Source organism: Pseudoxanthomonas sp. LjRoot206, assembly GCF_056175725.1.
Window position 1 is genome coordinate 522,694 of record NZ_JBGFFI010000002.1, and the last position, 18,363, is coordinate 541,056.

Annotated in this window: 24 protein-coding genes and 1 pseudogene; 13 read left to right on the plus strand and 12 right to left on the minus strand. The window is 67.7% G+C overall.

What is annotated here, in order from left to right; all coding sequences use genetic code 11:
* Positions 1 to 6: 6 nt before the first annotated feature.
* Both AC04MD_RS07080 and AC04MD_RS07085 read right to left on the minus strand, forming a co-directional pair.
* The gene (locus AC04MD_RS07080) at positions 7 to 585 is read right to left on the minus strand and encodes a mechanosensitive ion channel domain-containing protein (RefSeq protein ID WP_475496589.1); all 579 of its coding nucleotides are present in this window, start codon (positions 583 to 585) and stop codon (positions 7 to 9) included.
* Between the two features lie 99 nt (positions 586 to 684).
* Positions 685 to 1,251, minus strand: a complete 567-nt coding sequence (locus AC04MD_RS07085) for a hypothetical protein (RefSeq protein ID WP_475496590.1) — start codon at positions 1,249 to 1,251, stop codon at positions 685 to 687.
* A 48-nt stretch (positions 1,252 to 1,299) separates the two neighbouring features.
* Between AC04MD_RS07085 and AC04MD_RS07090 the strand changes: the two genes are divergently transcribed.
* Positions 1,300 to 2,136 carry a hypothetical protein gene (locus AC04MD_RS07090; RefSeq protein WP_475496591.1) on the plus strand — a complete coding sequence of 279 codons (837 nt, stop codon included), beginning with the start codon at positions 1,300 to 1,302 and terminating at the stop codon, positions 2,134 to 2,136.
* Positions 2,137 to 2,222: 86 nt separating this feature from the next.
* Here AC04MD_RS07090 and AC04MD_RS07095 read toward each other — a convergent pair whose 3' ends face one another.
* The 3 genes from AC04MD_RS07095 to AC04MD_RS07105 all read right to left on the minus strand — a co-directional run bounded on the left by AC04MD_RS07095 (position 2,223) and on the right by AC04MD_RS07105 (position 4,002).
* Complete coding sequence (locus AC04MD_RS07095; protein WP_475496592.1) at positions 2,223 to 2,645, minus strand: hypothetical protein; 423 nt, start codon at positions 2,643 to 2,645, stop codon at positions 2,223 to 2,225.
* A 285-nt stretch (positions 2,646 to 2,930) separates the two neighbouring features.
* Positions 2,931 to 3,191: a hypothetical protein gene (locus tag AC04MD_RS07100; protein WP_475496593.1), complete on the minus strand. Its 261-nt coding sequence runs from the start codon at positions 3,189 to 3,191 to the stop codon at positions 2,931 to 2,933.
* 166 nt (positions 3,192 to 3,357) lie between these two features.
* Positions 3,358 to 4,002, minus strand: a complete 645-nt coding sequence (locus AC04MD_RS07105) for an ECF-type sigma factor (protein WP_475496594.1) — start codon at positions 4,000 to 4,002, stop codon at positions 3,358 to 3,360.
* Positions 4,003 to 4,279: 277 nt separating this feature from the next.
* Between AC04MD_RS07105 and AC04MD_RS07110 the strand changes: the two genes are divergently transcribed.
* On the plus strand, positions 4,280 to 4,759 hold the full coding sequence (locus AC04MD_RS07110; RefSeq protein WP_475496595.1) for a transposase: 480 nt from the start codon (positions 4,280 to 4,282) through the stop codon (positions 4,757 to 4,759).
* A 347-nt stretch (positions 4,760 to 5,106) separates the two neighbouring features.
* Entirely contained in the window at positions 5,107 to 5,316 is a 210-nt protein-coding gene (locus tag AC04MD_RS07115) for a hypothetical protein (RefSeq protein ID WP_475496596.1), read from the plus strand.
* A gap of 27 nt (positions 5,317 to 5,343) precedes the next feature.
* On the opposite strand, the gene AC04MD_RS07120 is transcribed toward AC04MD_RS07115, so the two are convergent.
* On the minus strand, positions 5,344 to 5,862 hold the full coding sequence (locus AC04MD_RS07120; RefSeq protein ID WP_475496597.1) for an adenine phosphoribosyltransferase: 519 nt from the start codon (positions 5,860 to 5,862) through the stop codon (positions 5,344 to 5,346).
* A gap of 163 nt (positions 5,863 to 6,025) precedes the next feature.
* Here AC04MD_RS07120 and AC04MD_RS07125 point away from each other — a divergent pair, with 163 nt between their 5' ends.
* Positions 6,026 to 6,541: a DUF1993 domain-containing protein gene (locus AC04MD_RS07125; protein ID WP_475496598.1), complete on the plus strand. Its 516-nt coding sequence runs from the start codon at positions 6,026 to 6,028 to the stop codon at positions 6,539 to 6,541.
* A 19-nt stretch (positions 6,542 to 6,560) separates the two neighbouring features.
* On the opposite strand, the gene AC04MD_RS07130 is transcribed toward AC04MD_RS07125, so the two are convergent.
* From AC04MD_RS07130 to AC04MD_RS07140, 3 genes are all read right to left on the minus strand, one after another.
* The gene (locus AC04MD_RS07130) at positions 6,561 to 7,826 is read right to left on the minus strand and encodes an RNA polymerase sigma factor (protein WP_475496599.1); all 1,266 of its coding nucleotides are present in this window, start codon (positions 7,824 to 7,826) and stop codon (positions 6,561 to 6,563) included.
* Between the two features lie 91 nt (positions 7,827 to 7,917).
* A complete protein-coding gene (locus tag AC04MD_RS07135; protein ID WP_475496600.1) occupies positions 7,918 to 8,331 on the minus strand; it encodes a VOC family protein in 414 nt (137 codons plus the stop codon).
* Between the two features lie 130 nt (positions 8,332 to 8,461).
* Positions 8,462 to 8,836, minus strand: coding sequence for an MmcQ/YjbR family DNA-binding protein (locus AC04MD_RS07140; protein ID WP_475496601.1), 375 nt, complete (start codon positions 8,834 to 8,836; stop codon positions 8,462 to 8,464).
* A 149-nt stretch (positions 8,837 to 8,985) separates the two neighbouring features.
* Between AC04MD_RS07140 and AC04MD_RS07145 the strand changes: the two genes are divergently transcribed.
* Positions 8,986 to 9,333: a response regulator gene (locus AC04MD_RS07145; RefSeq protein WP_475496602.1), complete on the plus strand. Its 348-nt coding sequence runs from the start codon at positions 8,986 to 8,988 to the stop codon at positions 9,331 to 9,333.
* A gap of 89 nt (positions 9,334 to 9,422) precedes the next feature.
* The gene (locus AC04MD_RS07150; protein ID WP_475496603.1) at positions 9,423 to 9,824 is read left to right on the plus strand and encodes a low affinity iron permease family protein; all 402 of its coding nucleotides are present in this window, start codon (positions 9,423 to 9,425) and stop codon (positions 9,822 to 9,824) included.
* 6 nt (positions 9,825 to 9,830) lie between these two features.
* Here the strand turns inward: AC04MD_RS07150 and AC04MD_RS07155 are convergent, their stop codons facing one another.
* Both AC04MD_RS07155 and AC04MD_RS07160 read right to left on the minus strand, forming a co-directional pair.
* Positions 9,831 to 10,298 carry a GNAT family N-acetyltransferase gene (locus AC04MD_RS07155; RefSeq protein WP_475496604.1) on the minus strand — a complete coding sequence of 156 codons (468 nt, stop codon included), beginning with the start codon at positions 10,296 to 10,298 and terminating at the stop codon, positions 9,831 to 9,833.
* A 52-nt stretch (positions 10,299 to 10,350) separates the two neighbouring features.
* Positions 10,351 to 11,241: a TIGR01777 family oxidoreductase gene (locus AC04MD_RS07160; protein ID WP_475496605.1), complete on the minus strand. Its 891-nt coding sequence runs from the start codon at positions 11,239 to 11,241 to the stop codon at positions 10,351 to 10,353.
* 121 nt (positions 11,242 to 11,362) lie between these two features.
* Between AC04MD_RS07160 and AC04MD_RS07165 the strand changes: the two genes are divergently transcribed.
* The 7 genes and pseudogenes from AC04MD_RS07165 (at position 11,363) to AC04MD_RS07195 (ending at position 16,228) form a co-directional block, all read left to right on the plus strand.
* Positions 11,363 to 12,061, plus strand: a complete 699-nt coding sequence (locus AC04MD_RS07165; RefSeq protein WP_475496606.1) for an alpha/beta fold hydrolase — start codon at positions 11,363 to 11,365, stop codon at positions 12,059 to 12,061.
* A 90-nt stretch (positions 12,062 to 12,151) separates the two neighbouring features.
* Positions 12,152 to 13,058, plus strand: a pseudogene (gene gnd, locus AC04MD_RS07170) (phosphogluconate dehydrogenase (NAD(+)-dependent, decarboxylating)).
* A 58-nt stretch (positions 13,059 to 13,116) separates the two neighbouring features.
* The gene (locus AC04MD_RS07175) at positions 13,117 to 13,794 is read left to right on the plus strand and encodes a type 1 glutamine amidotransferase domain-containing protein (protein WP_475496607.1); all 678 of its coding nucleotides are present in this window, start codon (positions 13,117 to 13,119) and stop codon (positions 13,792 to 13,794) included.
* Positions 13,795 to 13,857: 63 nt separating this feature from the next.
* Positions 13,858 to 14,145, plus strand: coding sequence for a DUF3247 family protein (locus AC04MD_RS07180; RefSeq protein WP_475496608.1), 288 nt, complete (start codon positions 13,858 to 13,860; stop codon positions 14,143 to 14,145).
* On the plus strand, positions 14,145 to 14,339 hold the full coding sequence (locus AC04MD_RS07185; protein ID WP_475496609.1) for a CPXCG motif-containing cysteine-rich protein: 195 nt from the start codon (positions 14,145 to 14,147) through the stop codon (positions 14,337 to 14,339). Before AC04MD_RS07180 ends, AC04MD_RS07185 begins: the two co-directional genes overlap by 1 nt.
* Positions 14,340 to 14,412: 73 nt before the next feature.
* Positions 14,413 to 15,723: a PQQ-dependent sugar dehydrogenase gene (locus tag AC04MD_RS07190; protein WP_475496610.1), complete on the plus strand. Its 1,311-nt coding sequence runs from the start codon at positions 14,413 to 14,415 to the stop codon at positions 15,721 to 15,723.
* Between the two features lie 67 nt (positions 15,724 to 15,790).
* Positions 15,791 to 16,228 carry a hypothetical protein gene (locus AC04MD_RS07195; RefSeq protein ID WP_475496611.1) on the plus strand — a complete coding sequence of 146 codons (438 nt, stop codon included), beginning with the start codon at positions 15,791 to 15,793 and terminating at the stop codon, positions 16,226 to 16,228.
* A gap of 269 nt (positions 16,229 to 16,497) precedes the next feature.
* Here AC04MD_RS07195 and AC04MD_RS07200 read toward each other — a convergent pair whose 3' ends face one another.
* The gene (locus tag AC04MD_RS07200) at positions 16,498 to 18,345 is read right to left on the minus strand and encodes an ABC transporter ATP-binding protein (protein ID WP_475496612.1); all 1,848 of its coding nucleotides are present in this window, start codon (positions 18,343 to 18,345) and stop codon (positions 16,498 to 16,500) included.
* Between the last annotated feature and the right edge of the window lie 18 nt (positions 18,346 to 18,363).

Here is an 18,363-nt window from a genome sequence, read left to right on the forward strand (position 1 = left end):
GCAGGACTACTCCGGGGCCGAGGCCGCCGGCGGCGAACCGGAGCGCCAGCGTCGCGTCGTCCGCTGGAAGAACTGGCTGTTGGGAATCTGCAGCACGGTGTCGCCGCGCAGCGCGTCTTCTTCCAGCAGCGTGGTGTAGAGCAGGTTGATGTCGATGACGCGGCCGCGCAGGCCCGGCTTGTCGCCGTTCTCCAGCACTTCGATGTGGTCGTGTACGCGGAACGGCCGCGTGGTCAGGATCAGTACGCTGCAGAAGATGTTCGACAGCACGCTCCATGCCGCGAAGAACGCCACGGCGGCCACGGCGGTGAAGCCCGTCAGCGCCGTCCACAACACGCTGCCGGAGACGCCGAGCCGACCCAGCGCCAGCATGCCGGCGGACAGGTAGACCAGCACGCCCAGCAGCCGGCGTGCACTGACCGCCACCTGGGCCGGCAGATGGTAGCTGTCGCAGACGCGGCGCACGATGATGCGCAGCAATCGCAGCAGCAGCCATGCGCCCAACAGGATCGCGAGCGCCTGGGCGATCGGAATGACGACGCGGGCGCCTTCCTGCAGCCAGCCGTTGAACTCGGGCCACGACATCAGCGGGTCCCGCAGTGAACGGGAGACGCACCCCGCATGGCAGAAGGGGAATACAGGATCATGCAGGAAGGGTGACGTCGCGGACGCCCACGGTCAACCTCAGGGTTCGAACGGGTGCGCCTTCCCGCAGGCGAGCACGTGGTTGTAGTCGCTCGACATGCATCGATAGAAATCGCGTCGCGTGCCGCTGGCGGATTCGCAGTCCTGCATGCTGAGTGCGCCGAGCAGCGACCGCAGGTCGGGCGCCATCGCATCGTAGGCCGCCTGGGTCATGTAGCCGGCGCGAAGGTTCTTCTCGCCGACCTCCAGCATCGTTTCCACACCGTAGCGCGCATTGTCCGTTGCCTTGCCGCATGCGAGCACCGGCCCGGCGTCGTTCACCTGCGTCAGGTGCTCCGCGATCGCATCGATATTGGCCTGCACGTCCGCCGGCATGGTTCGCGGCGGTGCGGCATCACCGGCGTGCGCGACGACCGCGAACGACAGCATCGCCACGGCGATGACGACACGGAGCAATGCTCGATGCGGGGCGGGAATGCTTTGCATGATCGTGGATTTGACGTCTGTTTGATTGAGACGCGTGATTCTAGGGTGCGAGACGCTTGTGGTGCATCGCCCGACCTTGCCAGAATGTCCCGGGGACGGATCCCTCGCGGTCGGAAGCATGGCGCGTGGCATCCGGGATGCCCGCTACTTCCACTCTGTGAGGACCACATGACCAACAAGCTACTTGCCGCCATCGCGCTCGCTCTGGCGAGCGTGGCGCCCGCCGCCGTCGCGGGTGAATGCGAGGACAACTTCAGCAAGTCCGGCAGCATTTTCTCGGGCACCGACTTCTCCAGCCGCGTCACCGTGCCCGACCAGTCGGTCAAGGACGCGATGGCGCAGATGCGCGGCATCATGATCGGCGAGAAGATGGATGTGATCACCGAGGACGTGGAGACGGGCGCGATGCTGGTCGAGCAGCGCTCCACCGGCACCACGCGCGCGATCCCCACGCTGATCAACGTCAGCGACGAGGGCGGCGCGGCGCTCGTGCAGATGACGGTCAAGACCGAGAAGGGCCAGATAGCCAAGCAGGATGCGATGCGGCCCTACATGTGCGAGATCCTGGCCAAGCTGAAGGGCGGCAAGGAAGGCCGCACGGCGGCGGCGCAGGGCGCGAAGACCCAGAACAACGCCGACGTCACCGTGAAGGATGTCTACGTGTTCTCCCGCGAGATCGCCCGCGAAGCCAAGGGCAATGCGGTCGCGGTGACCGCCCGCCACAAGGGCCGCAACTACGCGCTGCGCGGGCGCGTGGACTATGTGCAGGAGGACGGCGAGGACTACAACGTTTCGTTCGAGATCCCGCAGCCGGGGTCGGGCCTGCTGCAGGTGCCCGGCGACAACGAGCCGCGCGTGGGCGTGGCCTGCCTGTTCAAGCCGAACCAGCTGGCCAACGTGCTGACGTTCCGCAAGGGCGACCGGGTGGTGTTCAAGGGACAGTTCCTGCGCTACGACGATTCCAAGCGGGTGCTGTGGTTGCAGAACTGCGTGCAGACGCGCTGACACGACGTTCACGGGCGACGTCGCGACAGTGGAATGGAAAGGGCGCCGGTGGGCGCCCTTTTTCCGCGTACTTCGCGCGCTGCCAGTCAGCTGTCCTGGCGACGGAACACACCGACATTCGTATAGCTGCGGCCATCGCTCAGGTGGCCGCGCATGCGGATCACCAGCGTGTCCGCATCGATCAGTTCACGCTCGGACCATTGCACTTCTCTGCCATCGTGCCAGGTGGTCGAGTGCAGCTGCGTGGGCGACACCGATTCGAAACTGAGCGCGTCGGCGTGCGGCGTACCGTGATAGGGGTACGGCGTGCCATCGGCACGGCCATCGAACGCGGCGTGATGGCGCTTCCCGTTCCGGCCGAACCATTCGGATGCGATCGACAGTGCGCCGTCATCCGCACAGGCGAACCGGTAGTGCCCGCTGCGGGGCGCGCGCCCCAGCTGGTAATCGCACTGCTCGGGCAACAGGTCCCAGGTGCCGGCGAACGCGGCGGTGGCGTGGATCGTCATCTGCACTCCTTGTGCGGGGAGAACCGGGGTGGGAGAGAGGCCACCATGCTAGCGAGACCGCCGGGTGGGCCGGCTGCTAACGCCGTCGCACTTCCGAGCGCCGGTCTCACATCGGAGACCGGACAGTGATGGATTGCCTTGCTGAATGTGACGGGGAATGCGACTGCCGCCACAGCGCCGCGACGGGCGCGATGGCAGGGGAGTGCGGCCAGGGCATGGGTCATCCGGCGGGTCCCCATTCCAATGAGCCGTATGTCGGAGTGGCCTGCGACGTCTGGTCGCGGCTCAACGGCGCGCCGTGTCCGGGGGAGCCGCAGCTTCGTCGTGCATGTCGCCTTCGGCCGACAGCGTCGGCGTTGCCGAACCCAGCCAGGGCGGTATATCCAGGGCGTGCGATAGGGCGTCGGTGACCAGCATATGGACGAGTGCGTCATGGACAGCGGGGTCGACGATCTTCAGGTTGGCCAGGGCCTCGGCCTGGTCCTCGTCTTCCATCTCGGAGTAAGTGTCGAACAAGGCCATCGCGAGCGCACGGGCCTGCTTCATTCACGCCGTCCTCCGGCCGGCGGAGCGTCCGACCCTGCCCACGGGCACGAGGCGCCACAGGTCGAGCGAGGGAGCGGAAGACAGAGCGGGTAACGGCGCACATCAGGAGGCTTCGGATCCCGATGGCATTTCCGGACGGCCTGGGCGCCGGCTCGCGCCAGCCGGCTTACATGGGGTCGGGCAGTTCGCCGTCGCCGAGGTGACTGAAGAGGAAGGCACGCGCTTTCCGCCAGTCGCGGCGCACGGTGCGCTCGGTGACCTTCAGTACCCCGGCGATCTCGAGTTCGCTGAGTCCGCCGAAGTAGCGCATCTCCACGACCTGCGCCAGTCGCGGGTCGAGGTTGGCCAGGTCGTTCAAGGCCTGGTCGAGGATCAGCAACTGCTCCAGGCGCGAGCTCTGCCCGGGCTCGGTGGTCTCGTCCAGCGGCAGCAGGTCCATGCCTTCGCCGCGCTTCTCCGCAAGCGCGCGCCGCACTTCATCCAGCAGCACGAAGCGCATCGCACGGGCCACCAGGGCGACCAGGTGCGCACGGTTCTCCACGCTGAAATCGGCACTGGCCAGTTTCAGCCAGGTCTCGCTGATCAGGGACGTCGGCGAACGGACATGGCCTCGTCGCTGCTGGCGGATCTGTGACCGCGCGATCTGGTGGAGATCGCGGTACAGCAGGGCGTAGATCCGGTTCCAGGCGCCGGTCTGCCCTTTCTCGACTTCCCCCAGCAACTGGGTGACGGAATCCGGGTCCGGCGGTGCGATCGCATCCACGTCCAGCGAGCCCGGCAGGCCGGTGGCCCCGGGCTGTGGTTCATCCATGTCTCGCCTGCCGGTCATGTCCGGAATGTGCCTGCCATCACGATCTCGTCCCTTACATATATGACCCGTCCAGCGTCCGCCTTGCAAGCCGTAACGCTGGCTTCGCGGGCCGCCTGAACGCAGGGCGGCAGGCGGGCGCAGGGAATGGACGGCGGGTGTATCGGGAAGCGGGATCCACAAGAGGATGTCATGCGGAGCTTGAAGAAGGTCGGGTGTGCGCTGGTGGGGAAGATGAATGCGGGCGGGAGCGCCGTTGCCGCGAAGAGGGGGGCAGCACATGGTGCATGACACCGCCGCGGGTACCGAGGGGGAGCGGGACGGCACGCCGGTCGAGCATGCCGGCATGTTGGCGCCGCCCGCCAAGATAACGATGCCACAGGGCATCGGCCCGCGCGCGATCAGCCAGTGGCCGATCATGCAACGGCTGACGGCCGATGAATGGAAGTCTCTGATGCATGCCTTGCCGGGCCGTGTCGGTGCGCGGGCGCGCCACGGCGGCAACGCGCGGCGCTTCATCGAGGCGGTGCTTTGGATCGCCCAGACCGGCGCCTACTGGTCCGACCTGCCGCGCGACTTCGGCTCATGGCATGGCACCTACGTGCGCTTCATCCGCTGGGCGCAGGACGGCAATTGGTCCCAGGTGCTCGCGCACTTCGATGCGCAGGACCAGCGTGCGCTCGATCTCCATGCACTGATCGAGCGCTACCTGCATCGCAACAACACCAAGCATCTCAGTCGGGCGATGCGTGCGTCGTGATCGTGTCCTGTCGCAGGTATCGCAGTGCGAAAGGGATGGGATGTTTCCATAGAACACGCGAGGACCACGACGGTGCGCCCACGATGCCGTCGCGCGTCCCGCAGACCACTAACCGCCGGCGTTCCCCCGTCGGCGGCTAGATGGGCCGCTCCGTCCCCATGGAGCGAACCATGGCCGTCCATGCCCGACACATGGGCGGCATAGCGCCTAGGCGCCAGAGAGGGAGGTGCAACGCCTCCCCCTCGTTTTTTGTTGGCAGGACGCGATGAAGGCGCGATATTCCGCTTCGATCCGCTTAACGCCCGCCCACCTATCCTTGGACCCTGTCATTGCATGCAGGAGTACCCATGACCACGCATGTCTTCACCGCGCAGGATGCCTCCGGCCGCCGCTGCCGCATCCAGGTGAACCGGACCGATGACGCCGATGCCGCACGCGATGGCGCGGCTCACGCGCCTGCTTATGTACTGGAAGACGGCAGCCATGTGCGCCGTATCGACAACGACACCTTCCAGATCATCGGCACCGGTGCCTACGTTACCCGCGTCGCCGACTGATCGGTCGACGGGCGGTCGTTCGCAGCGTCAGTAGACCGCTGCGGCGTGCAGTGGGGCGGCGTGGTCCCACGTGGCGCGCGCGGCGAGGAAGCCGAGTTCCACCAGCACGCCGGTGCCGACGACGGCTGCGCCCTGCTGTTCGACCAGCTGCACCGCCGCCTTCAGCGTGCCGCCGGTGGCCAGCACGTCGTCGATCACGATGACGCGTGCGCCGGCAGGCATCGCATCGGCGTGGATCTCCAGGCGGTCGCGTCCGTACTCCAGGCCGTAATCGAGCGACAGCGTATGCCCCGGCAACTTGCCCGGCTTGCGCACGGGCACGAAGCCGACGCCGAGTTCACGTGCCACGGCAGCGCCAAGAATGAATCCGCGCGCTTCGACGCCCACCACCGCATCGAGCGCCACGTCGCGCCATGGCGCGGCAATCGCCGCAACCGCGTCCGCAAAGCCGCTCGCATCCGCCAGTACCGGCGTGATGTCCTTGAACAGGATGCCGGGCTTGGGGAAGTCGGCGATATCGCGCAGCAGATCGGTCCAGGCGGGCATGGGCAGGTTCGGCGATGAGGGGCGCCGATCCTACCCCAGACCTGCCCCCGCGTCGTCGCCGACGACGTGCCATGTGGCCATGGGATGCACTCTCCCGGGATGACCCTCTAATCATCGTCATCGGCGGCGACTATCCTCGCGCCACCTACTCACGGACTTTCTCATGAGCACGACCCTGTCGATGTACCAGGCCTCCATCCCCGTCTTCCTGCGCGCACTACAGAACCTGCGCCACATACTGGAGAAGGGCGAAGCGCATGCGCGCGAACGCGGAGACGATCCGGCCATCCTGCTGCAGGCGCGCTTGTACGAGGACATGCTGCCGCTGGTACGGCAGGTGCAGATCGCGACCGACACCGCGAAGTTCTGCCCGGCGCGGCTGGCCGGCGTGGAATCGCCTCGCTTCGAGGATGTGGAAACCACGTTCGACGAATTGTATGCGCGCCTGGACGCGGTCGCCGACTACCTGCGCACCTTCGACGAGGCGGCGCTGCAGGGCAGCGAGACGCGTGCGGTCACGCTGTCCACGCGCACGCGCGGCGACCTGCATTTCGATGGCCGCGGCTACCTGTTCGGTTTCGCATTGCCGAACCTGTTCTTCCACGTCACCACCGCCTACGCCATCCTGCGGCACAACGGCGTGCCGCTGGGCAAGCTGGATTACCTCGGTCCTGCCTGACCGTCCATGGCGCGGGTTCTTAGTTGGCGAGGCATTCGCGTGCGCGCGCCAGCAGCAGCGCCTGCTCGCGTTCGTTGCGTGTCATGCCTGCGGCGCGTTCGAATTCGGCACGCGCCTCGTCGCGGCGATCCAGCTTGAACAGCAGGTCGCCGCGTACGCTGGGCAGCAGGTGGTACTGCTTCATCGCCGGCTCGTCGAGCAGCCGGTCCACCAGCGGCAGGGCATTGGCGGGTCCAGTCGCCATCGACACTGCGACGGCGCGGTTGAGTTCCACCACCGGGGATGGATTCACCTGCGCGAGCGCGGCGTACAGCGTCGCGATGCGCGTCCAGTCCGTCGCATCGGCGGTGTGCGCACGGGCATGGCAGGCCGCGATGGCGGCCTGCAACGCATAGGGTCCGATGGCACCGCCCAGGCGCTCGGCACGCGCCAGCGCCTCCAGGCCGCGCTGGATCAGCAGGCGATCCCAGCGACTCCGGTCCTGGTCCAGCAGCAGCACCGGTGCGCCGTCCTTGCCGAGGCGCGCATGCAACCGCGAGGCCTGGATCTCCATCAGCGCGATCAGCCCGTGCACCTCCGGTTCGCGCGGCGCCAACGCGGCCAGCGTGCGACCCAGCCGCAGCGCTTCCTCACACAGCGCGGGACGCATCCAGCCGTCGCCGCTGGTGGCCGAATAGCCTTCGTTGAATACCAGGTAGACCACGCCCAGCACGGACGCCAGCCGCTCCTCCAGTTCGTCGCCGCGCGGCACCTCGAAGGCCACGTCGGCATCCGCCAGCGTGCGCTTGGCGCGCACGATGCGCTGCGCGACCGTCGGCTCGGAGGTCAGGAACGCGCGCGCGATCTCGTCCGTGGTCAGGCCGCACAGCAGGCGCAGCGTCAGCGCCACGCGCGCATCCATCGACAGCACCGGGTGGCACGACACGAACACCAGCCGCAGCAGGTCGTCGTCGATGTCGTGGTCCAGCGCATCCTCGTCGCGCTCGCGCCGTTCCTCGTGCGCGTCATCCAGTTCGCGCGCCAGTTCCCCGTGCTTGCGGTCCAGCAGCTGCAGCCGGCGCAGGCGGTCGATCGCGCGGCGCTTGGCGGTGGTCATCAGCCACGCCCCCGGGTTGTCGGGCACGCCGTCACGGGGCCAGGTCTCCAGTGCGGCGACCAACGCGTCCTGCGCAAGTTCCTCGGCCAGGTCCAGGTCGCGCAGCATGCGCGCCAGGCCGGCGATGACGCGTGCCGATTCGATGCGCCAGACGGCGTCGATCGCGCGATGGGTAGGAGAGGTCGACATGCCGGGTATCAGACCACGGCACTGCGGCCGGTGAAAGCCGCAGTGCAGCGGGCAGGGGCGTCAGCGCGTGCACGACATCCCCGCGCAGGCATCACGCATCCTTTTCGCAGTTGATCATCCACGGCACGCCGAACTTGTCGACCAGCATGCCGAAGCGCACCGCCCAGAACGTCTGCGTCAGCGGCATCGTCACCTGGCCGCCGGCCGACAGCGCGCCGAAGATGCGTTCCGCATCGGCGATGCTGTCGACCGACAACGACACCGAGCAGCCCTTCACGCCCTCGTAGGGGTGCGCCGGATGGTTGTCCGAGCCCATCAGCACGGTCTGCCCGAACATCACGTGCGTATGCATGATCTTCTGCTTGTGCTCCGGCGGGAAATCCTCGCAGCCCTCGGCACCGTCGAAGCGCATCAGCGGCCCGAGTTCGCCGCCGGTGGCCTGGGCATAGAAGGTGAAGGCGGCCTCGCAGTCGCCGTTGAGGATCAGGTAGGGATTGACGTTCATCGCATGCTCCTTGGGGTGTGGATGAGAAGGCGTCGGGACGCGGCGCCGGGATGGCCTTCCTGCACACGACGATCCGGTGACTCCGGAATCGACACGTCGGCAGGCGGGAATTCATTCGCGGAACCGACCCTCAGCCGGTCGGGTCGTCGGCGTCCAGGATCGCGGCGCGCTGGCGCTGGGTCAGCCGGTCCCAGGCGTAGCCGTAGGACCAGCCCACCAGCGCTTTCAGCTCGGCCGTAGGCACCGACGCGACGTCCACCACGGTGATCCAGCGGTGGATGCCCAGCCAGCGCGCCGGCTTGATGCCGGGCTGGTCGGTCAGTTCCAGGAAGCGCTCCGGCGCCACCTTGAAGCTGAAGCGCCAGCGCTCCGGCTCGCTGGTCTTGAAGTAGGCGAAGCGCTTGCCGCCGACCGCATACGTCAGGATGTTCGCGGGATCGGCATACACCTGTTCAACGCTGCCCGGCAGCGAACGGCAATGGCGTTTGAGGGCGGCGACATCCATGTGTGCATGCTAGCGCCGCGCGGTGTTGCGCGGATGTCAGCGGCGCGTCGTTGCGGACAGCCACTGCCCTCGGGTCGCATCGCGCGCCCCGTCGTCGTGCGGAGGCGCTTTCACGCCGGGTTCGCGCGGTAATGCCGCAAAGTCGTTCCATGACCGAGCTCACCATCCTCTATGTCGACGACGACGACAAGCACCGCGCCATGGTGGCCGAAGCCCTCGAACTGGCCGGCCATCGCGTCACCCAAGCGTCCAGCGGCACCACGGCGCAGGCGTTGTTGCAGCAGCAACGCTACGATTGCGTGGTAACCGACTACGACATGCCCGGCATCACGGGAGCCGCGGTGGCGGCGGAAGCTCGACGGCTGCATCCCGCCGCCACCGTCTGCGTCGTGTCGGGCCATGCACGCGAGCATATGAGCGATCTGCCCACAGGCACCATGCTGATGACCAAGCCCTTCAGCCTGCCGCTGCTGCTCGACGTGCTCTCGCCTCGCTGATCGGCCGCGACCGGGGCCGGCGGAAGAGGGTCGCCACCCCGTCCGGGGCGGATGGGAGACACTGCACGGAACCCATCACGGAGTGCGTCATGGCCAACCCGTCCGCCTTCACCCGCCTCGCCAAGAAAGCCTCCACCTTCACCGGCCGCCCCGCCTGCTTCGCGCTTGCACTGGGTACCATTGTGGTATGGGCGATCACCGGTCCGCTGTTCGGGTTCAGCGATACCTGGCAGCTGGTGATCAATACCGGCACCACCATCGTGACCTTCCTGATGGTGTTCCTGATCCAGAACACCCAGAACCGCGACACCGAGGCCATGCAGATCAAGCTGGACGAGCTGATTCGCGTCTCGCGCCGTGCAGACGATGCGTTGCTGGATCTGGAAGAACTGGAAGAAGAGGAACTCGACGCGCTGCGCGCCCGCTACGAGGGCATGGCGAGGCAGGCGAGGGACGCGAGGAACGCGCGAGAAGCGAAGGCGAGGTCGTAGACACGCCTACAGCGCTTTTTCCATCCGGTAGTTGTGGATCGCCACGCCGTCCAGCACCAGGTCGTTGCGACCGAGCAGGGTGAAGCCGCGGCGTTCGAACAGGGGGCGGGCAAGTTCGCTGGCTTCGACGAAGATCCTTGCCATGCCCTGTCTGCGGGCGTGCATCTCGATCGCGACGTACAGCAGCGAGCCGACGTGCAGGCCTTCGGCTTCAGGTGCGACGTACAACATGTCCAGATGGCCATCGGCTTCCAGGTCGCTGAAGCCCAGCACGCCGCCTGCATCATCCAGCGCCACCCACACCTGGCGCCCATCGCTGCAGCGCGCCGCCGTCCGTGGGACATCCGCCGTCGCCGCCCACACGGCGACCTGTGCCGGGGTGTAGGCACGCGGTCCGTAGTGCCGCACGGAGCGGGCGTGCAGCTCGGTCAGTATTCCGGCGTCTTCGTGGCGATAGAGGCGCAGGGAAATCATGGCGAACGGAGGGCGGAACGGGCGCAGAGGATACGCCAGGCGTTGGCGGCCGTCAGTCGCGCAGCAGATCGTCCAGTGCGTCTGTCAGTGTGGGGAACCGGAAAACGAAACCCTCCGCCAGCGCATGCGCCGGCAGCACGCGCTGGCCGGTCAGCAGCAGCTGCGCCATTTCGCCGAAGCCGGCTTTCAGCACGAAGGCCGGGGTCGGCAGCACCGCGGGGCGACGCAGGGCCTTGCCGAGCGTGCGGGTGAAGTCGCGGTTGGTCACGGGTGCCGGCGCGGTGCCGTTGTAGGCGCCGCCGGCCCGGTCGCTGTCCAGCAGCCAGGCGATCATCCGCACCAGGTCGTCGCGGTGGATCCAGCTCATCCACTGCCGGCCGTCGCCCATCGGGCCGCCCGCGCCCAGGCGGAATGGCGGCAGCATCTTCGCCAATGCGCCGCCATCGGCGGCCAGCACGATGCCGGTGCGCACGCGGCAGGTGCGCACGTCCAGGCCTTCGGCCTGCATCGCCTCGGTTTCCCAGTCGCGGCACAGCTGCGCGGCGAAGTCGTCGCCGGGCGTGGCGGATTCGTCCAGCGCCTCGTCGTCGCGCGGGCCGTAGTAGCCGATGGCCGACCCCGACACCAGCACGCGCGGACGCGCCGATTGCCGCGCCATCCAGGCGATCAGTGCCTGGGTGGTGCCGAGGCGCGAGCGGCGGAACTCGGCCTTGCGCTCCGCATTCCAGCGCCCGGCCATCAGCGGCTCGCCGGCCAGGTTCACCACCGCTTCCACGTCGCGCGCCTCGTCCAGGGTCGCCAGCACGCGCGCGGCCGCCGGCACGCGCGCGCGCGCACGGATGGGGTCGCGCGTCAGCACGCTCAGGGCGTGACCAGCCTGCAAGAGATGCGTGCAGAGCGCATGGCCGATGAAACCGGTGCCGCCAGTGAGAAGAACATGCATGAGCAGGTGGTTGTGTGTGGGGGAACAGGGGAGCTTACGTCGGGCCGCATGTTGCGGATGTGGAACGGACCGTCGGTGCCGACCGCCGGTCAGCCGCCGTTGCGGCCACTACACTAACCGCATGGCCTCACTTCCCCTGCTCCTGCTGCCCGGCCTGCTGTGCGATGAGCGCCTGTGGCGCGATCCCGCCGATGCATTGGCGGATGTGACGGACATCCACCACGCGGACCTCACCCGCGACGACAGCGTCGCCGGCATGGCGGCGCGCGCGCTGGCCGCGGCACCGCCGGTGTTCGCGCTGGCGGCGTTGTCGATGGGCGGCTACGTCGCGTTCGAGATCCTGCGCCAGGCGCCGCAACGCGTGGCGAAGCTGGCCCTGCTGGACACCAGTGCGCGGCTCGATCCGCCCAAGCGGCTGGCGGTGCGCCGGGCCGGCCTGGCGCTGGCGGAAGCCGGCCGCTTCGCCGGCGTCACCCGCAAACTGCTGCCGCAACTCGTCCACGAGAGCCGCGTCGACAGCGCCGTGGGCGAGGAGGTGATGGCGATGGCGCAGCGTGTCGGCCTCGACGCCTTCCTGCGCCAGCAGCGCGCCATCATCGATCGTCCCGATTCGGAGCCGCTGCTGCCGGCCATCGCCGTGCCGACGCTGCTGGGCGTGGGCGAGGACGACCGCATGACACTGCCGGAGGAGACGCAGCGCATGCATGCGCGCATCCCCGGCGCGCGGCTGCACGTGTTCGCGCGCTGCGGCCACCTGCCGCCGATGGAGGTGCCGCAGGAGACCGCGGCGGTGCTGCGCGACTGGCTGACGGCGGCATGAGGCGCGCTCCGCGCACGCGGCTGCATGCAGGCCCGCGCGCAAGCGCGGACAATGGCGACCTTCTTTTCAGTTGAAACCCCGGGAGTACACATGGAACTGGCGATGATCGGACTGGGGCGCATGGGCGCCAACATGGCCGAACGGTTGGTGCGCGGCGGCCACACGGTGCGCGGCTACGATCCGGGCGACGCGGCCCGCCAGCAGGCCGAAGCGCGCGGGATCGTGCCGCACGCGAACCTGCAGAACGCCGTGTCGGCGCTGCCGTCGCCGCGCGTGGTGTGGCTGATGGTGCCGGCAGGGCAGGTGGTCGACGACACGCTCGCAGCTGCGCCCGCTGCTGTCGGCCGGCGACATCGTCATCGACGGTGGGAATTCCAATTACAAGGACAGCCAGCAGCGCGCGGGCGAGCTGGCAGACGCGGGCATCCGCTATATCGATTGCGGCACCAGCGGCGGCGTGTGGGGCCTGGCCGAGGGCTACAGCCTGATGATCGGCGGTGATGCCGATGCCGTGGCCACGCTGCACCCGCTATTCGCCGCGCTGGCGCCGACGCCGGCGACCGGCTGGGGCCATGTGGGTCCGAGCGGCGCGGGCCACTTCGCCAAGATGATCCACAACGGCATCGAGTACGGAATGATGCAGGCCTTCGCTGAAGGCTTCGCCATCCTGAAGAAGAAGGAGGCAATGGACTTCGACCTGGGCGCGCTGGCGGAAATCTGGCGTCACGGCAGCGTGGTGCGCTCGTGGCTGCTGGACCTGACCGCGAATGCGCTGCAGAAGAACCCGGACATGGCCGGCATCGCGCCGTTCGTGTCGGATTCGGGCGAGGGCCGCTGGACCGTGGCCGAGGCGATCGACCTGGACGTGTCGGCGCCCGTCATCACGATGTCGCTGCTGGAGCGCCTGCGCTCGCGCGAGCATGACTCCTATGCCGACAAGCTGCTGGCGGCGATGCGCAACGAGTTCGGCGGGCACGCGGTCAAGATGCAGGACTGATCACCCGGTCTTATCGCCCGTACCGTTAGGGTGGCGGCTCTGATCGTAGGAGCCGCCGATGAAGATCCTGATGGTGCTGACCTCGCACGACCGCCTGGGCGAGACCGGGCACAAGACCGGCTTCTGGCTGGAGGAATTCGCCGCGCCCTACTACGTCTTCAAGGATGCGGGCGCCGAGGTCGTGCTCGCTTCGCCCAAAGGTGGCCAGCCGCCGCTGGACCCGAAAAGCGATGCGCCCGATGCGCAGACGGCCGCCACCGTGCGTTTCAACGCGGATGCCGAGGCGTCGGCCGCGCTGGCCGCGACGCATCGGCTGAAGGACGTGCTGGACGATCCGTTCGATGCGGTCTTCTACCCCGGCGGGCATGGACCGATGTGGGATCTGGCCGAGGATGCCGATTCGATCCGGCTGATCGAACAGACGTTCTCGGCCGGCAGGCCGGTGGCGGCGGTCTGTCACGGTCCGGCGGTGTTCCGCCATACGCACGGTGCGCTCGGCGAGCCGCTGGTGAAGGGCAAGCGGGTCACTGCATTCTCCAACGAAGAAGAGGCCGCCGTAGGCCTGACCGACATCGTGCCGTTCTTGCTGGAAGACGTGCTGAAGCAGAACGGCGCGCGTTACGAGCGTGGTGCGGCATGGCAGGTGCACGTCGTGACCGATGGCCGGCTGGTGACGGGACAGAATCCCGCGTCCTCGGAAGCGGCCGCCGAGGAAGTGCTTCGTCTGCTGCGCTGACCACATTCACGGCACCTTACCCCCGGCAGGCTAGGGTGCGTCACCGAAAGAGGGGAGCAGGACATGACGGACGGGCCGGAGCACCTTTACACGCAGCAGGCCGACATCGCCCGCATGGAAGCCCTGATCAGGCAACTGCCCGACGAAGCGAGGGTGGAGATCCGGTTGACCGATGGCGGTGCGATCACCGGCATCGTCCCTGCACGCCCCACCGTGCAGGTGTTCCGTGATGCGGACGGTCGCGAGGGATTCAACGCGGTCGTGCGCATTGACGACCATACGCGCCCGGACGTGACCCACTACCTGTGGCTGGACCGCATCGCTGCGGTGACCGCGCTGGGCACGGCCTGATGCCGCACCTGCCGACCGTTGACATCGACTGCCCGTACTGCGGCGAGACCATCACCCTGGTGGTCGATGATTCCGCGGGAGACCAGCAGTATGTGGAGGATTGCCACGTGTGCTGCAAGCCGATCGAGGTCAGGGTCAGTGTCGACGAAGACGGCATGGTCGACGTGGCAGCGTGGGGCCAGGACGAAGCCTGATCGTCGCCGCTGCTTGACGCAGCGTTCGCATCGGCGTGCCTAGGCTCGCCGCATCCCGTCCGGAGTGCGAGCAATGACGCCGATCCGCTGCCTGATGCCGTTGCTCCTGCTGGGATGCCTGTCGTGTTCCGGCCACGCGCAGTCGCCGGCGGAAACGGGACCGCAGACGACGCTGCCGGCGCCGGAGAAACGCTGGATTCCCACCGTCAATGTCGCGCCTGCCGTCGGCTGGCCCGACGGCACCGCGCCGACCGCTGCGGCGGGGCTATCGGTGACGGCATTCGCCCACGGGCTGGATCATCCACGCTGGCTGCACGTGCTGCCAAACGGCGACGTCCTCGTCGCCGAAACCAATGCACCGCCGAAGCCGGCGGAGAAGGGCGGCCTGCGTACGTGGTTCATGAAGCGCACGATGAAGAAGGCCGGCGCCGCCACGCCAAGCGCGAACCGCATCACCCTGCTGCGGGACGCCGACAAGGACGGCGTGGCGGAGGTGCGCGAGGTGTTCCTGGCTGGCCTGATGTCGCCGTTCGGCATGGCACTGGTGGACGGTCGGCTGTATATCGCCAACGCCGACGCCATCGTAAGCGTGCCCTACGTCGAGGGCCAGACGCACAGCAACGACCGGCCACAGACCCTGGTCGAGCTGCCGGGTGGTCCGCTCAACCATCACTGGACCAAGAGCCTGCTCGCCAGCACCGACGGCAAGTACCTCTACGTCGGCGTGGGTTCCAACAGCAACGTCGGCGAGAACGGCATGGACATCGAGGCCGACCGCGCGGCGGTGCTGCAGGTCGAGATCGCCACGGGCAAGCGCCGCGTCTTCGCCGGTGGCCTGCGCAATCCGGTCGGGCTGGCATGGGAACCGAAGACCGGCGCGTTGTGGACCGTGGTCAACGAGCGCGACGAGCTCGGCGATGCGCTGGTGCCCGATTACCTGACCTCGGTGCGCGAGGGCGCGTTCTACGGGTGGCCGTACAGCTATTACGGCCAGCACGTGGACACGCGCGTCGAACCGCCGCGGCCGGACCTGGTGGCGAGCGCCATCGCACCTGATTACGCGCTGGGCGCGCATGTCGCCGCACTGGGCCTGGCCTTCCATGACGGCGCGGGCTGGCCGGCGGCGCTGCAAGGCGGCGCTTTCATCGGTGAGCACGGCTCCTGGAACCGGCGCGAACTGTCCGGCTACAGGCTGGTGTTCGTGCGCTTCGCCGACGGGCGTCCGCAGGGCGCGCCGGTGGACGTGCTGACCGGTTTCCTCGACGGCGACGGTAACGCCCGCGGCCGTCCGGTCGGCGTGGCGGTCGATGCCCGCAATGCGGTCCTGTTGGCGGACGACGTGGGCAACGTGGTGTGGCGGGTGGCGCCGGCGGGCGGACCGTAACGGCGGTATCGCGATCCGCGGCGCTATGCTCCGTCCCGGTCCCACAATGACCCTGGGGAGGGGAGAGATGACGACCACGACAGGTACGAAGCGTTCGGTGGGTTACTGGATCGTCGCGGTATTCGCGCTGGTCTGGAACCTGATCGGCGTGGCGATGTGGTACATGCAGGTGAACATGTCCAGCGAGCAGCTGGCGATGATGGCCGAGCCGCAGCGGCAGGTGTATGAAGGCACGCCGGCTTGGCTCAACGTGGCCTTCGCGGTGGCGGTATTCGCCGGCGTGCTGGGTGGATTGGGATTGCTGCTGAAGAAGCGCTGGGCAAGCACAATGTTCCTGTTGTCGCTGATCGCGCTGTTGATTCAGATGATCGGCGCGTTCGTGGCGACGCCTGCCTGGGCGGCCTACGGCCCCACGGGTCTGGTCATGCCGGCAGTACTGGTCGCGATCGCGCTGTTCCTGCTGTGGTACGCCAACAAGGCGAAGGCGCGCGGCTGGTTGTCGTGAGCTTCGTCCAGTAGAGAAAAAGCCGCCGGTTTCCCCGGCGGCTTTTTTGTTCCCTTCTCCCCGCGCGGCGGGGAGAACGTGGCCGGAGGCCGGATGAGGGGCGAGCGCGATGCTGGCTTGAGGAGGCTGTGCTGTGAAGTCGCGACGTCGGAGGGTTCGATGCCGTATCGATGACGCCGGCTTCGTCGCCCCTCACCCGCCTTCGGCACCCTCTCCCCGTTGCACGGGGAGAGGGAATGCGATCTCTCCCCGCGCGGGGAGAAGGGAGCTCACGCTTCCGCGTCTTCCAGATCCACGCCGATGAAGCCACCGGACTGCCGGCGCCATAGCGCGGCGTACAGGCCGTCCTGTTGCAGCAGTTCCTCGTGGCTGCCGCTTTCGATCACGCGGCCGCCGTCCATCACGATCAGCCGGTCGAGCACCGCAATGGTGGACAGGCGGTGGGCGATGGCGATGACGGTCTTGCCTTCCATCAGGGCGTACAGCTGCTCCTGGATGGCGGCCTCGACTTCCGAATCCAGCGCGGACGTCGCCTCGTCCAGCACCAGGATCGGCGCGTCCTTCAGCAGCACGCGGGCGATCGCCACGCGCTGGCGCTGGCCGCCGGACAGCTTCACGCCGCGCTCGCCCACCTGGGTGTCGTAACCGCTGCGGCCCTTGGCGTCTGTCAGGCCTTGGATGAACTCATCCGCATGCGCGCGCTGCGAGGCTTCCAGCAGTTCCTCCTCGGTCGCGTCGGGACGGCCGTAGCGGATGTTGTCGCGGATCGAGCGGTGCAGCAGCGAGGTGTCCTGGGTGACCATGCCGATGTTCCGGCGCAGCGACTCCTGGGTGACGTGCGAGACCTCCTGGCCGTCGATCAGGATGCGGCCGCCTTCCACGTCGTAGAAGCGCAGCAACAGGTTGACCAGCGTCGACTTGCCCGCACCGGATCGGCCGACGATGCCCACCTTCTCGCCCGGCTTGATGACCAGCGACAGGTCGTCGATGACCTTCGCCTCGCGGCCGTAGTGGAACTTGACGTGGTCGAAGCGGATCTCGCCCTGGGTGACGGCCAGGTCCTTGGCGTCCTTCGCATCGGCGATGGCCAGCGGTTGCGCCAGCGTGCCCATGCCGTCCTCGACCGTGCCGATGTTCTCGAACAGGCCGGCCACTTCCCACAGGATCCAGTCCGACATCGAGCGGATGCGCATCACCAGCGCGATGGCGACCGCGATCGCGCCCATCGAGATCGACGACTGCAGCCAGGCCCAGATCGCCACGCCGGCCACGCTGGCCAGCAGGAAGGCGTTGAGCGTGTGCAGCGCGACGGTCAGCTGGGTGACCAGGCGCATCTGCGCGTGCACGGTGACCATGAACTCGTCCATGGCGCCGCGCGCGTAGTCCTGCTCGCGCATGGTGTGGGCGAACAGCTTGATGGTCTGGATGTTGGTGTAGCTGTCGACGATGCGGCCGGTCATCTGCGCGCGTGCGTCGGACTGCGCCATCGACACCTTCTGCAGGAGCGGCACGAAGTGGAACACCAGCACCAGGTAGCTGACCAGCCAGACGACCAGCGGCAGCACCAGCCACACGTCGGCCTGCGCCACCAGCACCACGGTGCCGACGAAGTAGACGACGACGTAGACGAACACGTCCATCAGCTTCATCACCGTCTCGCGGATCGACAGCGCGGTCTGCATGACCTTCTGCGAGATGCGGCCGGCGAACTCGTCCTGGAAGAAGCCCACGCTCTGCCGCAGCAGGTAGCGGTGCGACAGCCAGCGGGCGATCATCGGGTAGTTGCCGAAGATGGTCTGGTGGATGATCAGCGACTGCACCAGGATCAGCAGCGGATAGGCCACGACCACCAGCACACCCATCCACAGCAGCTTCTGCCCGTGCACCTGCAGGAAGCTGTCGCGGCCGGTGCTGCCCATCCAGTCGACCAGCTGGCCCATGTAGTCGAAGAAGGTGATCTCCAGCGCGGAGATCACGCCGGTCAGGATCGACATGGCCAGCAGCCACGGCAGCAGCGGCCGTGAGTAGTGCAGCAGGAATGGCAGCAGCTTCCGCGGCGGCGTGGTCGGCTCGCCCTTCGGATACGGATTGATGCGGGTTTCGAAGAATCGGAACATCGGTCGGTCCATCGTGGG

Excerpts from the sequence above, each read along its gene's own strand:
- AC04MD_RS07080 (WP_475496589.1), bottom strand. The coding sequence starts at position 585 with ATGTCGTGGCCCGAGTTCAACGGCTGGCTGCAGGAAGGCGCCCGCGTC.
- AC04MD_RS07085 (WP_475496590.1), bottom strand. The coding sequence starts at position 1,251 with ATGCTTCCGACCGCGAGGGATCCGTCCCCGGGACATTCTGGCAAGGTC.
- AC04MD_RS07090 (WP_475496591.1), top strand. The coding sequence starts at position 1,300 with ATGACCAACAAGCTACTTGCCGCCATCGCGCTCGCTCTGGCGAGCGTG.
- AC04MD_RS07095 (WP_475496592.1), bottom strand. The coding sequence starts at position 2,645 with ATGACGATCCACGCCACCGCCGCGTTCGCCGGCACCTGGGACCTGTTG.
- AC04MD_RS07100 (WP_475496593.1), bottom strand. The coding sequence starts at position 3,191 with ATGAAGCAGGCCCGTGCGCTCGCGATGGCCTTGTTCGACACTTACTCC.
- AC04MD_RS07105 (WP_475496594.1), bottom strand. The coding sequence starts at position 4,002 with ATGGATGAACCACAGCCCGGGGCCACCGGCCTGCCGGGCTCGCTGGAC.
- AC04MD_RS07110 (WP_475496595.1), top strand. The coding sequence starts at position 4,280 with ATGGTGCATGACACCGCCGCGGGTACCGAGGGGGAGCGGGACGGCACG.
- AC04MD_RS07115 (WP_475496596.1), top strand. The coding sequence starts at position 5,107 with ATGACCACGCATGTCTTCACCGCGCAGGATGCCTCCGGCCGCCGCTGC.
- AC04MD_RS07120 (WP_475496597.1), bottom strand. The coding sequence starts at position 5,862 with ATGCCCGCCTGGACCGATCTGCTGCGCGATATCGCCGACTTCCCCAAG.
- AC04MD_RS07125 (WP_475496598.1), top strand. The coding sequence starts at position 6,026 with ATGAGCACGACCCTGTCGATGTACCAGGCCTCCATCCCCGTCTTCCTG.
- AC04MD_RS07130 (WP_475496599.1), bottom strand. The coding sequence starts at position 7,826 with ATGTCGACCTCTCCTACCCATCGCGCGATCGACGCCGTCTGGCGCATC.
- AC04MD_RS07135 (WP_475496600.1), bottom strand. The coding sequence starts at position 8,331 with ATGAACGTCAATCCCTACCTGATCCTCAACGGCGACTGCGAGGCCGCC.
- AC04MD_RS07140 (WP_475496601.1), bottom strand. The coding sequence starts at position 8,836 with ATGGATGTCGCCGCCCTCAAACGCCATTGCCGTTCGCTGCCGGGCAGC.
- AC04MD_RS07145 (WP_475496602.1), top strand. The coding sequence starts at position 8,986 with ATGACCGAGCTCACCATCCTCTATGTCGACGACGACGACAAGCACCGC.
- AC04MD_RS07150 (WP_475496603.1), top strand. The coding sequence starts at position 9,423 with ATGGCCAACCCGTCCGCCTTCACCCGCCTCGCCAAGAAAGCCTCCACC.
- AC04MD_RS07155 (WP_475496604.1), bottom strand. The coding sequence starts at position 10,298 with ATGATTTCCCTGCGCCTCTATCGCCACGAAGACGCCGGAATACTGACC.
- AC04MD_RS07160 (WP_475496605.1), bottom strand. The coding sequence starts at position 11,241 with ATGCATGTTCTTCTCACTGGCGGCACCGGTTTCATCGGCCATGCGCTC.
- AC04MD_RS07165 (WP_475496606.1), top strand. The coding sequence starts at position 11,363 with ATGGCCTCACTTCCCCTGCTCCTGCTGCCCGGCCTGCTGTGCGATGAG.
- AC04MD_RS07175 (WP_475496607.1), top strand. The coding sequence starts at position 13,117 with ATGAAGATCCTGATGGTGCTGACCTCGCACGACCGCCTGGGCGAGACC.
- AC04MD_RS07180 (WP_475496608.1), top strand. The coding sequence starts at position 13,858 with ATGACGGACGGGCCGGAGCACCTTTACACGCAGCAGGCCGACATCGCC.
- AC04MD_RS07185 (WP_475496609.1), top strand. The coding sequence starts at position 14,145 with ATGCCGCACCTGCCGACCGTTGACATCGACTGCCCGTACTGCGGCGAG.
- AC04MD_RS07190 (WP_475496610.1), top strand. The coding sequence starts at position 14,413 with ATGACGCCGATCCGCTGCCTGATGCCGTTGCTCCTGCTGGGATGCCTG.
- AC04MD_RS07195 (WP_475496611.1), top strand. The coding sequence starts at position 15,791 with ATGACGACCACGACAGGTACGAAGCGTTCGGTGGGTTACTGGATCGTC.
- AC04MD_RS07200 (WP_475496612.1), bottom strand. The coding sequence starts at position 18,345 with ATGTTCCGATTCTTCGAAACCCGCATCAATCCGTATCCGAAGGGCGAG.